We start from the raw sequence: 15,598 nt of genomic DNA, 5'->3' as shown, positions 1-15,598 counted from the left end.
TAAATGCGCTGCGTGTGGTTATGAGGCGAACGCCGATGTGAACGGCGCTCGCAATATTTTAGCGGCGGGACACGCCGTTTTAGCCTGTGGAGGCGCGGTGCAATCAGGCCGCCCGATGAAGCAGGAACCCGCTACTGCGCGAGCAGCTATCACCCAGTAATGGGGATCCCCCTCCTGTGACGCGAAGCGCTAAGGTGGGGGAGGATGTCAAGCCTACGACTTCTACCGGGTCGATCCCCGTCTGGAGTCGCCGGGGGCGGGTTACCGGGAGTTCATCCAGGCGGCCCACGCCAAGGGGCTCAAGGTGATCCAGGACGTGGTGCTCAACCACTCGAGCCAGTACGGCCTGCGCGGCAAGACCTGGATCGATCGCCTGCCCGTCAAATACTACGTACCGGCGGGGTCGAGCCAGGGACTCATCAACAATGGTCCCTATCAGGGCAATCTTGGGGACTACGCCAGTGCCAACCGCTGTGACGACGACAACCCGGCGGCTCCCGACTGGTACAAGGCCCGCTGCCAGTCGGATCCGGCGGGCACCCAGCCCCTGGTAGATCCCAAGACCGGCGCCACCGTGCCGAGCGCAGGCTACAACCCCAACCGCTTCTTCGGCATCGACGCCCAGACCCTGGATCCCGCCTGGTATCACCTGGACGGTTTCATGTCCGGCGGTGACTGGGAGAGCCCGCTTGCCCTGCAGCGCAAGCACATGGCGGGGGACTGCATCGACTTGGCCACCGGCAACCAGAACGTCAAGGACTACCTCAACGGCGCCATTCGTCAGTACCTCGACATGGGGGTCGATGCCATCCGTATCGATACCTTGAAGCACATCGAGCGGGACGAACTGCTGACCTATGTCCACGACTGGCAGGCCCACAAGCCGGGGCTGTTCGTCTTTGGCGAAAACCTGGTCAAGGGCACCGGATGGGGCTCTGAGCTGGCCAACGACAATGCCTCGGCGGTGATCCGCCCCTGGTGGTATACCCGCACCACGGCCAACCCGGCCAATCCCCGTGCAGGGGGCGATTCCGGCCTCTCGGTGCTGGACTTCTCACTGTTCTCCACCTTCCGTGACAACGTCGCCCGGGGGAACTTTGGCGGGGTAGGGGGGATCTTCGCCATGGACTGGGTCTATGGGGATGCCACCAAGCTCATCACCTTCTTCCAGAACCACGACGTGGGGCCGGACAACGACTTCAAGTACCGCTACGGCGGGGAAGAGGGCAATGCGGCCATGACCTACAACCTGCTCTGGACGGCGCGGGGGATCCCGACCCTCTACTACGGGGAGGAGGTGATGTTCCAGGCGGGCAAGCCCCAGGACATCGACGGGGCCACCATGACGGTGGATCAGACCGGTCGTGCCTACTACGGGGAGGTGCTGGACAACCCCGCCACCCCGAGCCACCCGCTCTATCAGCACATCAAGCGCCTGAACCAGATCCGCAAGGCGGTGCCCGCCCTGCAAAAGGCGCCCATGAGCCAGGTGAACGAGTGGGGGAGCGGCATCAGCTTCGTGCGTGATCTGAGCGCCCAAGGGAGCTACGCCGCCGTGGGCCTTGCGGCCAACTCGGCCCAGCAGATAAACCTGAGTGGCCTGAAGAACGGCACCTACACGGACGCGGTAACCGGTGCGAGCCAGAGCGTCAGCAACGGCAGCCTGAGCTTTGCGGTGCCCGCCTATTCGGCGCGGGTCTGGGTACTGAACGGCCCGGGCAAGGTCGGTGCTGACGGCAAATACCTCAAGTAAGGAAGCCCTGTCACAGGGAGCAGCGAGTCGGCCTTCGGGCCGACTTTTTTATTCTGCCTTCTGCCTATGCCTGAATGGATGCCCCATCCTGATGGGACTCTGGCTGGGGGGGCTGGTGGATGGGCAGGCCTGTGGACTCGCGACCAGCACGCTCATGGGAAGGGGGCTAGAGGGAAGGGAAGTAGTGCATCCGCCGCTCGAGTCACTTCATGCTCTGCATATTGCAGTGCTCGTGGCAGTGAGCAAAGCGGTGCCCATGTCGCCTTTGCGCCGCGGTGCAAGGCAAACTGTGCCACTCGGTTGATCTATATTGGTGCAATTGCACTTTATTGGTGCGCTCCATCCACATCCGCCCCTGGAGCCCGCCCCGAAGAAACACGCCGTATGGCCCTCGGGCTTACCCCATGACAGGCATCATCCATGCTGAAAAGCGGCATCGTATCGACATGATCTGCCGAAAAAACGGGCTGTGAAGGGGATACCACGAGGCCTTTCTCGGTGACTCGGGTAAACATGCTGCGCCACTGTGATGGCCGATCACTGAAGTGGTGCATTCGATCTGCACATTGCGCATTTATCAGAATTTAAATCCGATTATTTATGGTATCGCGGACTCTTGTTTTGATTGGCGCTCTTTTTGCTGTGCCTTGTCATCCCCACGATGGCGACATAAGGGGGCGGGGGACGCAAGATTGGGGGGTGGGGACGGCAAGGTGAACGGGCCGCCGCCATCAGCCCCAACGCGGCCTGGTTGTCGGGCAACGGATGCCACCATCACATCGGATCTAAGGAGTCATATGGAAGGTGAAATGACCATGCAGCCAGCGGCTGCGGGCAGGGGGCTGGCCCATACCCTCAAGGACGATGTCTACGGCATGGTGCTCGGGGTCATGTTTATCGCCGTGGGGCTCAATCTGCTCAAGTGTTCCGGCATGATCACCGGTGGCATCGCGGGCATCGCCCTGCTGATCGCCCATGTCAGCACCCTGCCCATCGGCGTGCTCTTCTTCCTGGTGAACCTGCCCTTCATGGTGTTCTGCTACGTCACCATGGGGCGCGCCTTCACCCTCAAGACGCTGATCGTCAACGTCGCCCTCTCGGCGGCCACCCAGGCGGTGCCGCTGCTGCTAACGGTGAGCTATGTCCATCCCCTGTTTGCCGCCCTGGTGGGGGGAACCTTCCTCGGCATGGGGGTCTTGTCTCTGGCGCGCCACAATGCCTCCGTGGGGGGCACCGGCGTGGTGACGCTCTGGCTGCAACGGCGCACCGGCATCAATGCGGGAAAGAGCCAGATGGTGCTGGATGTGCTGGTGTTTGCGCTCTCTCTGCTCACCCTGCCGCTTCCCCTGCTGCTCTGGTCAACCCTGAGTGCGCTGGCCATGAACGCCATGCTGATGAACTGGCACAAGCCGGGCCGCTATCAGGGGAACTGACCGCCGGTCTGGCTGACGGCTGTGAGTGGAAAAAAGGTCGTTCCGGGAGACTGGCGGCAGAAAGGGGCTCAACGGCAAAAAAGATCATCTTGTCGGGAAAAACGGCATGGTTACGGCTGAATTTATTGGTTTTTTGCCCTGTTGGTGGCGTTAAATCGGGCTACGCCATAAAAAATTCAAAAAACTTCTTTACCACTGCCCAATGCATGAGTAAAATTTGTCGGCAATATTTTACACCCCCACTCCTCAACGGTGAGATATTGCCATGCTCAGGATTGCCAAAGAAGCGCTGACCTTCGACGATGTACTGTTGGTTCCAGCCCACTCCACTGTTCTCCCCAATACCGCCGACCTGCGTACCAAGCTCACGTCTGCGATCACGCTGAATATCCCGATGATCTCCGCTGCCATGGACACAGTGACCGAAGCCCGTCTGGCTATCGCACTGGCCCAGGAAGGCGGTATCGGCTTCATTCACAAGAACATGTCCATCGAGCAGCAGGCTGCCGAAGTGCGCAAGGTCAAGAAGTACGAGAGCGGCGTGGTCAGCGACCCCGTTACCGTGCGCCCTGACATGACCATCGCCCAGATCAAGGAGCTGAGTCACAAGAACGGTTTCGCCGGTTACCCCGTGGTGACTGACGGCAACCAGCTGGTGGGCATCATCACCGGCCGTGACGTGCGCTTCGTCATCGATCTCTCCCAGACCGTCGAACAGATCATGACCCAGAAAGATCGTCTGGTGACCGTGCGTGAAGGGGCCCCTCGTGAAGAGGTGGTGGCTCTGATGCAAAAGCATCGCATCGAGAAGGTGCTGGTGGTCAACGGCGACTTCAAGCTCAAGGGCATGATCACCGTGAAGGACTTCCAGAAAGCCGAGCGCAAGCCCAACGCCTGTAAAGACGAGCGTGGCCGTCTGCGGGTCGGTGCCGCCGTCGGTGCCGGTGCCGGCAACGAAGAGCGCGTCGCCGCCCTGGTGGAAGCCGGTGTGGACGTGCTGCTGATTGACTCCTCCCACGGCCACTCCCAGGGCGTGCTGGATCGCATCAAGGCGACCCGTGAAGCCTATCCTGACCTGCAAATCATCGGCGGCAACGTCGCCACCGCCGCTGGCGCCAAGGCGCTGGTGGAAGCGGGTGTCAACGCCGTCAAGGTCGGTATCGGCCCGGGCTCCATCTGTACTACCCGTATCGTGACCGGCGTGGGCGTGCCCCAGATCACCGCCATCTCCGACGCCGTCGACGCCCTGGAAGGCACCGGCGTGCCGGTGATTGCCGATGGCGGCATCCGCTTCTCCGGTGACGTGGCCAAGGCCATCGCCGCGGGCGCAAGCTGCGTCATGGTGGGCTCCATGTTTGCCGGTACCGAAGAGGCGCCGGGCGAGATCGAGCTCTATCAGGGCCGCTCCTTCAAGTCCTACCGCGGCATGGGCTCTCTGGGTGCCATGTCCAAGGGCTCCAGCGACCGTTACTTCCAGACCGATAACGCCGCCGACAAGCTGGTGCCGGAAGGGATCGAAGGGCGCGTGCCGTACAAGGGCCGCCTCAAAGAGATCATCCACCAGCAGATGGGCGGCCTGCGCTCCTCCATGGGTCTGACCGGCAGCGCGACCATCGACGACATGCGCACCAAGGCCGAGTTCGTGCGCATCTCGGGCGCCGGGATGAAAGAGTCCCACGTTCACGACGTGACCATTACCAAAGAAGCCCCCAACTACCGGATGGGCTGATGAAACGGGGCTCTACGCCCCGTTTTTCCACCCTTTTTTTATCCCGTGCTTTTTGTGACAACATCAGCCTGATGCAGGAATAAAATGACTAAAGACATTCACGCCCACCGTATCCTTATCCTGGATTTCGGTTCCCAGTACACCCAGCTCATCGCCCGTCGCGTCCGTGAAATCGGCGTCTACTGCGAGCTGTGGGCCTGGGATGTAACCGAAGAGCAGATCCGCGAGTTCAACCCGAGCGGCATCATCCTCTCCGGCGGCCCGGAATCAGTGACCGAGGCGGGCAGCCCGCGCGCCCCCGAGTACGTGTTCAACGCCGGTGTGCCGGTGTTCGGTATCTGCTACGGCATGCAGACCATGTCCGAGCAGCTCGGCGGCAAGGTGCAGTCCTCCAACCTGCGTGAATTCGGCTACGCCCAGGTCGAAGTGCTGGGCCAGTCCGGCAAGACCAGCGCCCTCTTGCGCAACATCGAAGACGCCATTGCTGACAACGGCAATGCCCTGCTGGATGTCTGGATGAGCCACGGCGACAAGGTCACCGAGATCCCCGCCGGCTTCACCACCATCGCCCAGACCGCGACCTGCCCCCACGCCGCCATGGCCGACGAAGCCAAGCGCTTCTACGGCGTGCAGTTCCACCCGGAAGTGACCCACACCCGTCAGGGTGCCCGCATGCTGGAGCACTTCGTCAAGGACATCTGCGGCTGCGAGTGCCTCTGGACCCCGGCCACCATCATCGACGACGCCGTTGCCCGCATCCGCGAGCAGGTGGGTGACGACGAGGTGATCCTGGGCCTCTCCGGCGGCGTGGACTCCTCCGTGGTCGCCATGCTGGTGCACCGCGCCATCGGCGATCGCCTGACCTGTGTCTTCGTCGACAACGGCCTGCTGCGCCTGAACGAAGGCCAGCAGGTGATGGACATGTTCGGCGATCACTTCGGCCTGAACATCATCAAGGTCGACGCCGAAGAGCGCTTCCTCTCCGCTCTCGCGGGTATCGACGAGCCGGAAGCCAAGCGCAAGACCATCGGCCGCGTCTTCGTCGAAGTGTTCGACGACGAGTCCAAGAAGCTCAAGAACGCCAAGTGGCTGGCCCAGGGCACCATCTACCCGGACGTCATCGAATCCGCTGCCAGCAAGACCGGCAAGGCTCACGTCATCAAGTCCCACCACAACGTCGGCGGCCTGCCGGAAGAGATGAAGATGGGGCTGGTGGAGCCGCTGCGCGAGCTGTTCAAGGACGAAGTGCGCCGTGTCGGCCTCGAACTCGGCCTGCCCTACGACATGCTCTACCGTCACCCCTTCCCGGGTCCGGGCCTGGGCGTGCGCGTGCTTGGCGAAGTGAAGAAAGAGTACTGCGACCTGCTGCGCAAGGCTGACGCCATCTTCATCGAAGAGCTGCGCAAGGCCGACCTCTACAACCAGGTCAGCCAGGCGTTCGCCGTCTTCCTGCCGGTGCGCTCCGTCGGCGTCATGGGCGATGGCCGCAAGTACGACTGGGTCATTGCGCTTCGCGCCGTCGAGACCATCGACTTCATGACCGCCCACTGGGCTCACCTGCCGTACGACTTCCTCGGCCACGTGTCGAACCGCATCATCAACGAGATCAACGGCATCTCCCGCGTGGTGTACGACGTCTCCGGCAAGCCGCCTGCCACTATCGAATGGGAATAAGCGGTTAACGCCTCTCCCTGAGATCACGCAAAACTGTCAAAAAGGCGCCCTTGAGGCGCCTTTTCTTTTTCCAATCGTTTGCGAGAAAATTTTGCTCCTGGCGAAGGGGATAGAGGCCCTGTTGCCAACGTTGTCATGGTAAGTGCCCGAGTCGATAGGCAGAGCCTCATCTATCGCATCCACACAAGGCGGCAGGCTGTGGTTTCTCCGGGCAGGGGAAAGGCTTTGCTGCATAGCCTCTGAAGGCCATCCACGAGTGTTATGCCCAGAAAGGTAAGTGCCACTGTGTCCAGCATCAAACACTTCTTCAAAATCCCCCCAAGTGATAGCAGGCGCACCAGTTACCGTTTCAAATGCAAAACCACGGTGCCGCTGCCCAACCCGCTCCACGGGGAAGCCATGGTGCAGATCTTCCAATCCCTGGATGGGTCGGCTCATATCACCTCCATCACCCCGATCTGGGTGGGTTGCGGGGAGGGGGAGATCGCCTAACCGGTTTGCTCTAACAACCAGCAATAAGAAAGACGCCTTATGGCGTCTTTTCACCTCTGACTGTTGGTTTGAAAGCACTATGGCGGCGAACCTTTGTCACGACGACCCGGATCTTGCTCACTTGTGCCATCGCGATGGCTCATCACGGCATCAGGAGATATCAGCGTTTTTTGAAGGGAGTGGGAAGGAAGTGGGAAGGGAGCGGGGCTGTGGCGCCGCTTTCCCAGGTGGTGGTGACCTGGGTTTGCAAGGGCAGTGCATGGAAAACAGTGCCACCGGTGTCGGCAGCACTGACGCAAAGCCTGGTGGGATAACGCTCTTTTAGGGGTTATCAGGCCAGGGCGGGGCTGGATGTAGCGGCGCAGGGCAGGGCGGCCAACTGTGCAAGGTGCTCGCCCAGAGAGACCCCGGCGCCGGTGGCGTTGACCGTCTCGAAGTAGTCGTGCCAGCCCGATGCGGCTATCCCCTGGACGAGGGCCTCGATGGCTGCGGCATCCGGCCCGCGCCAGATGGCGAAGAAGGGGTGGGGCGCACCATGGAGGGTGGCAGCATCGGTCTCGCCCAGGGCGATGGGCTCCACCCCGAGGGCGGCGAGGTTGGCCATGCCTGTGCCAATGGCCTCGAAGAACTGCTGACGAGCCGTCTGGCTCAATGCCAGCCAGGCGGGAGTGGGGGTGTAGAGCTCTGTCAGATAGTGGGTCATAGGGGTTCCTTCGGGAGTTGGCCCTTGCGCAAGGTGCGCAAGGCGCGTTGACAAATCCGGGTTGTCGCGGGACTGGGGCTTTCGCGAGACCAGCGCGCGCAGAGGTCAGTGACCCACTGTGGCCTGTCTTTGCTCGCATCGTTCAGCCAGTTGGCAACGGAGTCCTGCACATAGAGGGCGGGATCGGCCTTGAGGGGCTCGAGCAGCATCAGGGCCTGCTCCGGCGCTTGTCGCAGGGACGCAAGATGGGTACACCAGACGCCGCGGGGCCGGGTCGCTTCGCTGGCAAAGCGTCGCAGCCGCTCGGACGGCTCCGCCGTCAAGGGCACCAGGGCGGCAATGGCCGCCTCCAGCTGCGCAGCAATGGTCGTTCGCATTGCGAGCCAGGCCCACTCGCGCACCCCAAAGTGCGGGTCATCGGCGAGGGGGCGAATGAGGGCCAGGCGGTCGCTGAGCGACAGTCCCTCGCTCGCGCCCACCATGAAACAGGCCCAGCCCCGCACGGTATCGGAGGGATGACGGCTGAGCGCCGCAAGATCCCTCGTGCCGTTCTCGGCCAGGAGCAGCCTGGCGGCCAGTGCCATGCGCCGGGTAATGCCCTCCCCGGATGCGGCGTGCATCGATGCCAGCGCCTGGGGCCCGAGCGAAGGCAGGGTGCACTGCATCAGGGCGGCAAAATCCACCGCTAGGCATTCGGTCAGGTTGCTTGCCTCAGCCTCTCCCCGGTTGAGCTGGGCGAGGCGTGAGGGGGCGATATCCGTGATGCGGCTGCGTGTCATGGGTGCTCCTCTGTGGCGGCCTCAGTGCAGCCTGCCCGGGATGAGATGACATTGAGCCAGGCCCGCTTGAGCAGGGCGCTCAGGGTTTCCCGCTCTGCCTGATCGAACCCGGCAAACAGGGAGCCTATCCACTGGCTGTGCTCATCGAGCAGGTGCTGCGCCAGGGCCTGGCCCTGCTCTGTCAGGCGCACCGAGATCTTTCGCCTGTCCAGGCTGTCGCTGTGGCGAGCCAACAGGCCGTCCCGTTGCAGCCCGTCGAGCAGGCCGGTGATGGTGGCCCGTGTGACCCCCGCCTTGTCGGCAAGCTCGTGGGGAGCCAACCCTTCTGGCAGGTCGCGCAGCAAAAACAGCAGCACGAACTTGCCTTCGGAGAGGCGGTGAGGGGCCAGGCGCGCCGCGCACGCCTGATCGATGGCAGCGGCGAGGGTCAACACCTCAAAGCAGACGCGCATGTTTTGGGTGTCCGCGTGTCCGCGGCGCTCTGCATCCTCGAGCAGGGCGAGGTGTTTCTGTTCCAGGGTGATCATGATGGTGAGTCTCGAATGACTTTGTATGGCGCCATACTATATGGCGCCAATCAAATGATCAACCACCCAAGCGCGCGACCGGAATGGTCCATGGCAACGGAGAGCGGGAGTGTGGCGATGGGGGGCCTTTGCAAGAGAAGGCGTTGCAAGAAAATCGGCCATCTTTGGCCGTCATTCCCTATAATGCCCCTCCTTTGTGGTCTGGGGGGAGTGTCCCGCAGTGAGCCACCGCAAGCCCGAATGTTGATAGAGACGATCCCATGCATACCCTGGAACAGCTTCGCGCAGGCGAACTCTGCGGCGCCCGCCACCTCAAACTTGCTGAAAACCTCGCGGTGTTCCCTCCCGAGATCCTGAGCCTCAAGGAGACCCTGGAGGTGCTGGATCTCACCGGCAACCAGCTGAGCGAGTTGCCTGACGCGCTGGCCGAATGCAAGAAGCTGCGCATCCTCTTCTGCTCCGAGAACAACTTCACCGAACTGCCCGAGGTGCTGGGGCGCTGCCCTGCGCTCACCATGGTGGGCTTCAAGGCCAACCGCATCGCGACCGTCCCGGCCACCTCCCTGCCCGCCAGATTGCGCTGGTTGATCCTGACCGACAATGCCATTGAACGACTGCCGGACGAGCTGGGGCAGTGTGACGCCCTGCAAAAGCTGATGCTCTCTGGCAACCGGCTACATGAGCTTCCCGAGACGCTTGCCGGTTGCCACCGTTTGGAGCTTTTGCGCATCGCCGCCAACCGCCTGCCAGCGCTGCCGAGCTGGCTGCCCTCGATGCCGCGTCTGTCCTGGCTGGCCTTTGCGGGCAACCCATTCTGTGATGAGCAGGCGTGTCTGAACGGCACATCGGAGCTCACTACCGAGATCCCCTGGCAGGCGCTCTCACTGGGGGATGTGCTCGGGGAGGGAGCATCCGGCGTCATCTATCGCGCCGAGTGGGCGGGTGCCGAAGGGCCCGGGGCGGTGGCGGTCAAGCTCTTCAAGGGGGCCGTCACCAGCGATGGCTTGCCCCTGAGCGAGATGACTGCGTCCCTGGCCGCCGGTCGTCATCCAAACCTGGTCGGTGTGATGGGGAGAGTGAGCGATCATCCCTCCGGCATCCCGGCACTGGTGATGCCCCTGATAGACCCCGCCTTCGCCACCCTGGCGGGCCCCCCGAGCCTGGACTCCTGCACCCGGGATGTCTATGGGGAGGATCTGAACTTCACCCCGGCCCAGGTGATGGCCATGGTGCAGGGGGTGGCTGCGGCCGCCCGGCACCTGCACGAGCGGGGCATCCTCCACGGCGATCTCTACGCACACAACCTGCTGTACTCCTTGCAGCCCGCGATGCCTCACTCGTCGCAGGAGGCGCCGGGCCGGGTGCTGCTCGGGGACTTTGGTGCCGCCTCCTGTTACGACCGCGCCGATGAGGTGCTGGCCGGGCGGCTGGAGCGCCTGGAAGTGCGGGCCTTTGGCTGCCTGCTGGCCGAGCTGCTGGCGCGCTGTAATGGGGGCGACGCCGACCTTGACCCCCTTCATCGACTGGCCAGAGAGTGCGGCTTTGAGGTGCCTTCCCGGCGACCCACCTTCGCGCAGATCCTGACCCGGCTGGCAGCGATGGCGACAAGCCTGCCTGGGGTCGTGGCCTGAGGCCTGCCCATCGTGGGCGTTCTCTTGCACAGGGGCGGGATCATGGGGCTTGCGCCACTTCGGTGAAGTTGTGATAGTGATGCACCATTGCAGATGACGAGAGGAAGATGATGGAAGCGGCATTTTGGCACCAGAAGTGGAAAGAGAACCGGATTGGCTTTCATCAGGCAGATTTCAACCGCTGGCTGCAATCCTGGTGGTCGGCCCAGCAAGGGAGCGACCCCGTGCTGGTGCCCCTTTGCGGCAAGTCCCGGGACATGCTCTGGCTGCGTGAGCAGGGGCATCCGGTGGATGGCTTCGAGCTCTCCGAGCTCGCCATTACCCAGTTTTTTGACGAGAACAACCTGAGTGCAGAGAGAAGCGAGGTGGGTCCCTATCAGTGCCACCGGCACGAGGATCTGCGCATCTATCAGGGGGACTTCTTCGCCGCTCCGGAGCTTGGTCAGCGTTATCGCCTGGTCTATGACAGGGCGGCCCTCATCGCCTTGCCGGGCGCCATGCGCCGCCAGTATGCCGCCCTGATGAGCCGCCTGGTGGAGGCGGGAGGGCAGGTGTTGCTGGTGACCCTCGAGTATCAGCCCGAGCAGCAGCTACAGCCGCCGTTCTCGGTAGGGGAGATGGAGGTGCGCACCCTGTTTGAGCGCGACTTTGGTGTCGAGGTGCTGGGCCGGGGGGCGGAGCTGGATCACCCCAGGGTGCTCTCGGGGCAGCTCTCCTATTTCGACGAGGTGGCTTACCGGCTGATCCGCCGGGGCTGAGAGGGCGCGAGGCCGATGCCAAGGAGGGAAGTGGCGCTTGTTTTACCTCCTTTGACATAGATCAACGTGGAAAATCAGGGAAATGCCTAAGATGAGGCTGTTTCTCAATCACTGCTGGTGCCGACCGGTGAGCTCTGGTTTGAACGCCGGTCGAACATCAACCCAGTGTCTGATTTTCACGCTCATGTTCACTTTTGGCGGCTCTGGTCGCAATTGATTATGGTTTTTCCAGCCGACTCCACGGGGTCGGCTTTTTATTGTCTGCGCGTTGCCAACAGGGGAGGTCAGCCTTCGAAGGTGGCGGCGTTGAGCCGAAATGCCCTGGGATCGTCGACAAACTGGCCGGTGATCCGCTCGTCGTGCTCGTGGCCTAGGCCATAGCTGCAGAGGATGAGGCGATTCGAGGTACGGGATCTCAGCTGGGTGATGAAGCGCACCAGATCGGCACGGCTGAGCCTGCCCACCTCCTCGCGTACCCGTTCGCGCTGATCAAAACCCAGATCCTTGTTGCCGATGCTGACCCAGAGCCGCTGGCCGCGGCTGCGCAGGTTGGCATCTCGCTCGCTGAGCTGGGCCTGCAACCCCGCCTTGCTCTCCTGCCACTGCTGCTCGGTGAACTCCAGCATGGCCAGCGGGAAGAGATCGATGAACTCCTCCACCGCATCCAGCAGGATCTGCGGCCCCGCCACCGGCGACTGGATATAGAAGATGAGACCGGGATGGCGGTTGAGGGGCAGGTTGCCGGCTCCCACCACGTAACCGAGCTGCTGGCGGGTGCGCAGCTCGTGGAAGAAGGTGGATGACATGATGTGGTTGGCCAGGGTGAAGCAGGCGAGATCCCGCGCCCGGGTGGTGCGCGACTGGTAGTAGACCAGCAGCGCCGAGTCCTCGTGATCGCACCCCTGCTCGCGAATGAGGGTGCCTCTGTCCTGGATGGAGATGAGGGGGCGGCGGGTCTCGGCGCTGGGCTGGCTGTTGGCACCGAGGTGGCGCTCCAGCAGGGCCGCGAGTTCGAGGGCCTCGGCGGCCGTCCAGTCTCCGTGTACCAGGGCCTCCAGATGCACCCTGGCAAAGAGCTCGGAGACGAAGCCGGGCATCTCGCCGAGTTCGACGGTGCGCAGGTGGCGCAACAGCTGCTCGAAGGGCGGGTTGTTGGGTTGCAGCAAACTGGTGAGCTGGTTGAACAACTGGGAGATGGGGCGGGTCTTGGACTGGTTCTCCCAGTTGCGGATAAGCTGCTCCTTGATCTCGCTAAAGCGGGCCGGATCCGGATACCCCAGGGTGCGGTTGCCGAGGATCATGTCGAGCAGCAGCGGTTGCTTGTCGGCAAAGCCGCTGAGGTTGATGGTAAAGCCCCCCTGATGGGCATAAATCTGGTAGCCAAGGCCCGCGAGCTCCGCCGGGTAGGTAAGGGCGTTGAGATGATCCGTGAGCAGTTCCACGGCCAGACGCGCCATGGCGATGTGACGCGGGCTCTTGACCGCATGTTCGCTGTCGACGGAGATGTAAAGGCTGCCCTTGGGCACGCTGAACTGATGCTCGTGCAGGTGCCAGAGCCGGAAACCGGGCCTGTCGATGAGGCAGGACGGCATGTCGGCGGGCAGCGCCGGCAGACGGGCGTCGAGGCGGGTGCTGATGAAGGGGTTGGGCGCCGGCAGGTGCAGGGCGGGATCCGGTTCACTCTGCTGCCAGCGGATCTTCTCGGCCTCGCTGATGCTCTGGACGCTGTAGGGTGTCTGGTACCAGCGGGCGAGGCGATCCGTACTCACTTCCGGGGCCTGGATGGTCACCCGCAGGTTGTGGGGGGTCAGCTTGGCGAGGAAGCGCCGGATCAGCGGCTCATCGAACTCGCGCATCATGTAGTCGCCGTAGAGCAGATCGTCCGGCCCGTAGCTGAACAGGTTGAGCACGAGGCCGGAGACGGTGTCGAGGGCCCGGCCCCGCTCCTGGAAGCGGAAGGCGGATTCCAGCACGCTGCGCTTCTCCTCATAGCGCCAGGCCTGCACCCCACCCCGCTCGATGAGCTTCAGATAGCCAAACAGGGCGGCGATGATCTCGTCCACATGCTCAAGCCCAAGGGGGGTGAGGCCAAAGCTCACGCCAAAGTCCTTGAAGTTGGCGCCGCTGATGCCGCCGCCGGCGGCGAGCTGATTGACCCAGCCCCGCCCCTTGAGCAGGGAGAGCAGGCTGCCTTCCCCCTCATAGCCGATGAGGTGGCTCAGGAAGGTGAGGGGTTTTTTGTCGTAATACTCATCCACGCACGGCAGCGGGAAGGTCAGCGCCAGCTTGCGGGTCTCCTTGACCGGGGTCAGCTGGATGCGAATGCCGAGATCATCGAGCCGGTAGAGAGGATGGCTCAGTACCGGAGGGCCGAGGTGGCGATCCGGAATGGCACCAAAGAAGCGATCACACCAGGCCAGTTGGGTCTCGATGGGTGCCGGTGAAAGCATGACCAGCGCCATGCGATCCGCACTGTAGTGGGTTTCGTAGAACGCAATGAGGTCCGAGCGCAGATCCCGGCCGGGGAGATCCGCCAGGGTGTCGAGGTTGCCCACCGAGAATTTGGAGAAGGGGTGGTCCGGATTGACCGTCTCCTTGTGCACCTGGTAGCCGCGGCGCACATCGTCCTGCAGCTTGAGGCGGTACTCGGAGTCCACCGCGTTGCGCTCCTTGTCGACCCACTCCGGTGCAAAGGTGGGGCAGATGAAGAACTGGGAGAACCGGTCGAGCCCCGCCTCGAAGAAGCCGTTGTCGATGTCGAAGAAGAAGTTGGTGAACTCGGTACCGGTCCAGGCGTTGTTGCTGCCCCCGTGACGGCTCATGAATTGCTGGTATTCACCGGGTTTGGGGTAGGTGCGGGTACCGAGAAACAGCATATGCTCGAGGAAATGGGCCATGCCCTGGCGATCCGCAGGATCGTCGAAGTGGCCGGTATTCACCGCCAGGGAGGCGGCGGATTTGTCGGTCTCGGGATCGCAGATCAACAGGACCCTGAGCCGGTTCGCCAGCTCCAGATAGTGATACTGCCGATGGTCGTTGGGACTGGCATATGGGCTCATTGGGGCGTGACTCGCGGTGAATTTATTTGAATTTAAACATGATTATCGACCTCGCTATCTCACGAGGCAAACCCTTTTCTGAGAGGTAGCGCAATTGTTTCCCCCGGCATGGCGGGGTAAGATCCCCCGGCTATTTAAACAGGCCCCCTGGGCGAGGTTGTAATGAAAATCTACATCATGCGTCATGGCCAGGCTGGCATGAACGCAAAGACTGATGAACAGCGTCCACTGACCGAACAAGGCATCGAAGAGTCCATCCACATGGCGGGCTGGCTGGCTCCCCAGCTGACCGGCTCCCTGAGCCTGGTGATCCACAGCAACTACCTGCGTGCCAGACAGACCTGGCAGGCCATCGCCCCCGAGCTGCCCGAGGCCCTCAAGATCGAGGAGAGTGGCGAGATCACCCCCTATGGCGATCCGGCCTTCGTGGCGAGCTACCTCACCGCGCTGGCGGCGGAGCATGACAACATCCTGATGGTCAGCCACCTGCCGCTGGTGGGGTATCTGGTCCAGAGTCTCTGCCCGGCAGCAGGGGCGCCCATGTTCGCGACGTCCGGGCTGGCCTGCATCGAATGGCAAGATGGCAAAGGAGTCTTGCTCTGGCTGGAAGGACCGCATACAATACGGTAAAAGTTAATAATAAGTTACAGTTTGGTTTTTTGGGGAAGAGAGAGTCGAATTTTCCGGTTTTTTATATAAATTTAACGGAATTATTTCGCATAAGCTGCTGTCATACGGATACAACTTCAAGAGGTTGCAAACGATGAGAGTGTTCAAGAAGTACCTGCCACTGATGGTGGCAAAACATGTCAAAACCTTCTTCAAGGGGCGGATTTACATCCACGGCAGGGGGCGCTTCGATTTCCAGTCGGGCTTGCTGATGATGCCATTGCAAGCCGACATTCCCCATCGCCAGACGGTGCTCGAGGTCAATGAACTGATTTCAAGGCTCCACATGGATGCCGCCTGAGGCGCCTCAGGCTGACCCTGGTCCCCCTCATGCCCGCCCCTGTGCGGGCATGATTGTTGATGGCGCCTGGGCGCGGCGCCAACCGTTCGC

13 protein-coding genes are annotated in these 15,598 nt (G+C 62.3%); 8 read left to right on the top strand and 5 right to left on the bottom strand.

Annotated features, from left to right (window positions below):
* Positions 1-304: 304 nt before the first annotated feature.
* From AB5Y54_RS17470 to guaA, 4 genes are all read left to right on the top strand, one after another.
* Positions 305-1,753: an alpha-amylase family glycosyl hydrolase gene (locus AB5Y54_RS17470; RefSeq protein WP_232048251.1), complete on the top strand. Its 1,449-nt coding sequence runs from the start codon at positions 305-307 to the stop codon at positions 1,751-1,753.
* A gap of 797 nt (positions 1,754-2,550) precedes the next feature.
* Positions 2,551-3,186, top strand: a complete 636-nt coding sequence (locus tag AB5Y54_RS17465) for a YitT family protein (RefSeq protein WP_010674548.1) — start codon at positions 2,551-2,553, stop codon at positions 3,184-3,186.
* Between the two features lie 265 nt (positions 3,187-3,451).
* Positions 3,452-4,915 (top strand): IMP dehydrogenase, encoded by a 1,464-nt coding sequence (gene guaB, locus AB5Y54_RS17460; RefSeq protein ID WP_010674549.1) that lies wholly within the window; start codon positions 3,452-3,454, stop codon positions 4,913-4,915.
* An 84-nt stretch (positions 4,916-4,999) separates the two neighbouring features.
* A complete protein-coding gene (gene guaA / locus AB5Y54_RS17455; RefSeq protein ID WP_010674550.1) occupies positions 5,000-6,589 on the top strand; it encodes a glutamine-hydrolyzing GMP synthase in 1,590 nt (529 codons plus the stop codon).
* A 36-nt stretch (positions 6,590-6,625) separates the two neighbouring features.
* Here guaA and AB5Y54_RS17450 read toward each other — a convergent pair whose 3' ends face one another.
* From AB5Y54_RS17450 to AB5Y54_RS17435, 4 genes are all read right to left on the bottom strand, one after another.
* Entirely contained in the window at positions 6,626-7,027 is a 402-nt protein-coding gene (locus tag AB5Y54_RS17450; RefSeq protein WP_162231286.1) for a hypothetical protein, read from the bottom strand.
* 385 nt (positions 7,028-7,412) lie between these two features.
* Positions 7,413-7,784 (bottom strand): DUF6616 family protein, encoded by a 372-nt coding sequence (locus AB5Y54_RS17445; protein WP_045524762.1) that lies wholly within the window; start codon positions 7,782-7,784, stop codon positions 7,413-7,415.
* Positions 7,781-8,563, bottom strand: a complete 783-nt coding sequence (locus AB5Y54_RS17440; RefSeq protein WP_052814498.1) for a HEAT repeat domain-containing protein — start codon at positions 8,561-8,563, stop codon at positions 7,781-7,783. The genes AB5Y54_RS17445 and AB5Y54_RS17440 overlap by 4 nt, the downstream gene beginning before the upstream one ends.
* Entirely contained in the window at positions 8,560-9,090 is a 531-nt protein-coding gene (locus AB5Y54_RS17435) for a MarR family winged helix-turn-helix transcriptional regulator (RefSeq protein WP_104452887.1), read from the bottom strand. The genes AB5Y54_RS17440 and AB5Y54_RS17435 overlap by 4 nt, the downstream gene beginning before the upstream one ends.
* Before the next feature lie 260 nt (positions 9,091-9,350).
* Here AB5Y54_RS17435 and AB5Y54_RS17430 point away from each other — a divergent pair, with 260 nt between their 5' ends.
* Positions 9,351-10,721 carry a leucine-rich repeat-containing protein kinase family protein gene (locus AB5Y54_RS17430; RefSeq protein ID WP_052814500.1) on the top strand — a complete coding sequence of 457 codons (1,371 nt, stop codon included), beginning with the start codon at positions 9,351-9,353 and terminating at the stop codon, positions 10,719-10,721.
* Between the two features lie 110 nt (positions 10,722-10,831).
* A complete protein-coding gene (locus tag AB5Y54_RS17425; RefSeq protein ID WP_010674558.1) occupies positions 10,832-11,479 on the top strand; it encodes a thiopurine S-methyltransferase in 648 nt (215 codons plus the stop codon).
* 284 nt (positions 11,480-11,763) lie between these two features.
* Here AB5Y54_RS17425 and AB5Y54_RS17420 read toward each other — a convergent pair whose 3' ends face one another.
* Entirely contained in the window at positions 11,764-14,538 is a 2,775-nt protein-coding gene (locus AB5Y54_RS17420) for an insulinase family protein (protein ID WP_052814501.1), read from the bottom strand.
* 162 nt (positions 14,539-14,700) lie between these two features.
* On the opposite strand from AB5Y54_RS17420, the gene sixA reads away from it, so the two are divergent.
* Positions 14,701-15,168: a phosphohistidine phosphatase SixA gene (gene sixA, locus AB5Y54_RS17415; RefSeq protein ID WP_052814502.1), complete on the top strand. Its 468-nt coding sequence runs from the start codon at positions 14,701-14,703 to the stop codon at positions 15,166-15,168.
* A gap of 133 nt (positions 15,169-15,301) precedes the next feature.
* Positions 15,302-15,508, top strand: coding sequence for a DUF1107 domain-containing protein (locus AB5Y54_RS17410; RefSeq protein WP_005324080.1), 207 nt, complete (start codon positions 15,302-15,304; stop codon positions 15,506-15,508).
* Positions 15,509-15,598: the final 90 nt, after the last annotated feature.

The sequence above is a fragment of the Aeromonas sp. s9 genome (genome assembly GCF_040907765.1).
In the GTDB taxonomy this organism is placed as follows: Bacteria; Pseudomonadota; Gammaproteobacteria; order Enterobacterales; family Aeromonadaceae; genus Aeromonas; species Aeromonas caviae.
The sequence above is the reverse complement of the archived record's forward strand: the minus strand, read 5'-3'. Positions and strand labels throughout refer to the sequence as shown.

Excerpts from the sequence above, each read along its gene's own strand:
- AB5Y54_RS17425 (WP_010674558.1), top strand. The coding sequence starts at position 10,832 with ATGGAAGCGGCATTTTGGCACCAGAAGTGGAAAGAGAACCGGATTGGC.
- guaA (WP_010674550.1), top strand. The coding sequence starts at position 5,000 with ATGACTAAAGACATTCACGCCCACCGTATCCTTATCCTGGATTTCGGT.
- sixA (WP_052814502.1), top strand. The coding sequence starts at position 14,701 with ATGAAAATCTACATCATGCGTCATGGCCAGGCTGGCATGAACGCAAAG.
- AB5Y54_RS17420 (WP_052814501.1), bottom strand. The coding sequence starts at position 14,538 with ATGAGCCCATATGCCAGTCCCAACGACCATCGGCAGTATCACTATCTG.
- guaB (WP_010674549.1), top strand. The coding sequence starts at position 3,452 with ATGCTCAGGATTGCCAAAGAAGCGCTGACCTTCGACGATGTACTGTTG.
- AB5Y54_RS17435 (WP_104452887.1), bottom strand. The coding sequence starts at position 9,090 with ATGATCACCCTGGAACAGAAACACCTCGCCCTGCTCGAGGATGCAGAG.
- AB5Y54_RS17430 (WP_052814500.1), top strand. The coding sequence starts at position 9,351 with ATGCATACCCTGGAACAGCTTCGCGCAGGCGAACTCTGCGGCGCCCGC.
- AB5Y54_RS17445 (WP_045524762.1), bottom strand. The coding sequence starts at position 7,784 with ATGACCCACTATCTGACAGAGCTCTACACCCCCACTCCCGCCTGGCTG.
- AB5Y54_RS17410 (WP_005324080.1), top strand. The coding sequence starts at position 15,302 with ATGAGAGTGTTCAAGAAGTACCTGCCACTGATGGTGGCAAAACATGTC.
- AB5Y54_RS17450 (WP_162231286.1), bottom strand. The coding sequence starts at position 7,027 with ATGAGCCGACCCATCCAGGGATTGGAAGATCTGCACCATGGCTTCCCC.
- AB5Y54_RS17465 (WP_010674548.1), top strand. The coding sequence starts at position 2,551 with ATGGAAGGTGAAATGACCATGCAGCCAGCGGCTGCGGGCAGGGGGCTG.
- AB5Y54_RS17440 (WP_052814498.1), bottom strand. The coding sequence starts at position 8,563 with ATGACACGCAGCCGCATCACGGATATCGCCCCCTCACGCCTCGCCCAG.